Annotated in this window: 2 protein-coding genes; one reads left to right on the forward strand and one right to left on the reverse strand. The window is 34.3% G+C overall.

Annotated features, from left to right (window positions below; genetic code table 11):
* Window positions 1–2,072, reverse strand: a 2,072-nt coding sequence (locus WBQ70_RS08605; protein WP_423912945.1) for a valine--tRNA ligase, incomplete at its 3' end; no start/stop codon positions are given.
* Between the two features lie 212 nt (window positions 2,073–2,284).
* Between WBQ70_RS08605 and WBQ70_RS08610 the strand changes: the two genes are divergently transcribed.
* Window positions 2,285–2,674 (forward strand): DUF1573 domain-containing protein, encoded by a 390-nt coding sequence (locus tag WBQ70_RS08610; protein WP_423912943.1) that lies wholly within the window; start codon window positions 2,285–2,287, stop codon window positions 2,672–2,674.
* The last annotated feature ends 149 nt before the right edge of the window (window positions 2,675–2,823 follow it).

Genomic DNA, 2,823 nt, shown 5'->3' on the forward strand with positions numbered 1-2,823 from the left:
AATGGGTGTAATAATTTCAAGTTGTTTTCAAGCATTTCTATCGCTTTCGCAAAAGTCGTACTGTCAATTGGCTGTTGGTATCCTGGTTTAATCATCTCTAAGAACCAAGAACAGAAATCATCCCAAACTAATTTGTAAATACCCATCAAAGCTTCAGAAATTCTATATTTTTCGAAATTATCTTCAATTTCTAAAAGCGTATGTTGCAATTTCGCTTCGTACCATTCAATAGCTACTTTTGATGATTCTGGTTGTGGAATAGCATCTGAAACTTCCCATCCTTTAATCAATTTGAAAGCATTCCATATTTTATTTGAGAATCCTTTTCCTTGGTTGCATAACTCCTCATCAAACATGATGTCATTTCCTGCCGAAGCACTCAACAACAAGCCTACACGAACACCATCAGCACCAAATTTCTCAATTAGTTCCAATGGCTCTGGAGAATTCCCTAAAGATTTAGACATTTTACGTCTTTGTTTGTCACGAACTAAACCAGTCAAATACACATTTGTAAATGGTTTTTCGTCCGCATATTCGTAACCTGCGATAATCATTCTCGCTACCCAGAAAAACAAAATATCTGGACCTGTTACCAAGTCATTTGTTGGGTAATAGTATTTAAAATCTTCGTTTTCAGGATCCATAATTCCACCAAAAACCGACATTGGCCACAACCAAGACGAGAACCAAGTGTCAAGTGCATCAACATCCTGTCTTAAGTCCTTAGTTGTTAGTCCTAAGTTTTTAGTTTTTTCTTTGGCTAAAGCCAAAGCATCTTCAATATTCTCAGCAACTACGAAATCTTCTTTTCCGTCTCCGTAATAAAAAGCGGGAATTTGTTGTCCCCACCACAATTGACGAGAGATATTCCAATCCCGAATGTTGTTTAGCCAGTGTGCATAGGTGTTTTCAAAACGTTTTGGATGTAATTTAATGTCTCCATCTACCAATACCGATTGGATAGCTGGTTTCACTAAATCTTCCATTTTAAGAAACCATTGATCTGACAAACGAGGCTCGATAACCGCTTTTGTTCTTTCAGAAGTTCCTACTTTATTCAAATGTACTTCGGTTTTAGCCAAAGCACCATTTTCTTCTAATTCTTTTGCAATAGCATCACGAACTACAAAACGATCTTGTCCTTGGTAATGCAATCCAAAACTATTCAAACTAGCATCTTCATTGAAAATATCAATAATTTCCAAATTGTGCTTCTCTCCTAGGGTTTTGTCATTCATATCGTGTGCAGGGGTCACTTTCAAACATCCTGTACCAAATTCAATATCCACATATTCATCTTCGATAATTGGAATCACACGACCACAAATAGGCACAATCGCTTTTTTTCCTTTCAAATGAGCAAAACGCTCGTCACTAGGATTAATACAAATAGCAGTATCTCCAAAAATAGTTTCTGGACGGGTTGTTGCTACTGTCAAAAAGTCTTCTGAACCTTCTATTTTATATTTTAGGAAATACAATTTTCCTTGTCTTTCTTCAAAAATCACCTCTTCATCGGATAAAGTGGTTTTAGCTTCTGGATCCCAGTTTACCATTCTATACCCACGGTAAATCAAGCCTTTGTTGTATAAATCCACAAAAGATTTAATTACAGAAGCCGACATATCTGGATCCATCGTAAACTTAGTACGTTCCCAATCACAAGAACAACCCAATTGCTTTAATTGTTCTAAAATAGTTCCACCATATTTGTCAGTCCAATCGTAAGCGTGTTTTAGGAATTCCTCACGCGTTAAGTCGGATTTATTAATTCCTTCTGATTTTAATTTAGCAACAACCTTCGCTTCTGTAGCGATAGAGGCGTGATCCGTTCCTGGAACCCAACAAGCGTTGAATCCTTTTAAACGAGCTCTTCGAATTAAAACATCCTGAATGGTATTGTTCAACATATGCCCCATGTGCAAGACTCCTGTCACGTTTGGCGGTGGAATAACTATACTATATGGTGTTCTATGGTCTGGTGTAGAATGAAAATAATTATTTTTCATCCAGTAGTCATACCACTTATTCTCGATGTTTTTAGCGTCAAATTGTGCTGGAATTGTCATTTTATCGTTGATCATTTTAATCATTTAATTGGACTAACTACCTGATACAGTTGAAATAACAACTGAATCTATAGTTATATTTTTAGATTTTGGTCTGATTCTTGTATTCAATTAGGGAACAAAAGTAAATAATAAAGTACACTATAAAAAGAAAATAAAAATTTGTGTACTAATTAAAACAAAGTATATTTACTTTCTTAAAAACAAACCTAATGAAAAAAATAGCAGCCTTTATAGCCTTCCTAACATTTAGTTGTATTGGATTTGCTCAAAATGGAGCTAAAATTGATTTTAAAGCTAAAGACAACACAATAGATTACGGAACTATTTCAAAAGACAAAGACAATGGTATCAGAACTTTTGATTATACAAATACAGGTAATAGTCCTTTAACGATTTACTCTGTTCAATCAGTCTTTGGTTGTACTATTCTTTCAAAATCACCATCAACTATTTCTCCCGGAACATCGGGAAAAATTGAAATAAAATACAATATGGCTGTTGGTCCAATTAGAAAAACAATCACAGTTGAGTCTAATGCTATTAATTATGATGCGGGAAGAATTCCTCTCAAAATTAAAGGTGAAGTCGTAGCAAACTAAACATTCCTTAAAATAGATAAAACTCCTTGAATTCAATCTTGGAGTTTTTTATTACTGTCATTTTAGACTATTATATTTTTTTATTCTAATTAAAGTATGGCGGATTCAAGTCATAAATGCAACTTGACCATTATTATTTAATGAATGTA

Origin of the sequence: Flavobacterium sp., from assembly GCF_049590715.1 — a bacterium.
GTDB lineage: Bacteria > Bacteroidota > Bacteroidia > Flavobacteriales > Flavobacteriaceae > Flavobacterium.